The sequence below is a fragment of the Nitratidesulfovibrio sp. 1201_IL3209 genome, assembly GCF_036763125.1.
Lineage (GTDB): Bacteria > Desulfobacterota > Desulfovibrionia > Desulfovibrionales > Desulfovibrionaceae > Cupidesulfovibrio.
In genome coordinates this window covers 1-336 of record NZ_JBAIYT010000096.1, presented here as the reverse complement: position 1 = coordinate 336, position 336 = coordinate 1, and the positions used below count along the sequence as shown (strand labels likewise).

Genomic DNA, 336 nt, shown 5'->3' with positions numbered 1-336 from the left:
CGTCTTTCATCGCTTTCTGGCGCCAAGGCATCCACCTGTTGCCCTTTCTAACTTGTTCTCTTCGAACTTCCTTTCCAACCCTATTCAATTTTCAATGAGCAACACCTCCTTCCCGAAGGAGGGGGTGTGCCAGGCGCATGCCTGAATGACATCCACGAAGGAAAAACCCCTCGTGACTGCTGTCAAACATGCGACTGTCAAAGAGCAAAACCGTGTCGGGAAGAGTGCGTGGTGGAGATGGCCGGATTCGAACCGGCGACCCCCTGCTTGCAAGGCAGGTGTTCTCCCACTGAACTACATCCCCGTTCCAGCCTACTGCCAGGAAAGCCCCCCCCT

Annotated in this window: 1 tRNA gene; it reads right to left on the bottom strand. The window is 55.1% G+C overall.

The features are described 5' to 3' along the window. Positions 1 to 229: 229 nt before the first annotated feature. Positions 230 to 304: transfer RNA gene (locus tag V6B97_RS17205), tRNA-Ala, on the bottom strand. Between the last annotated feature and the right edge of the window lie 32 nt (positions 305 to 336).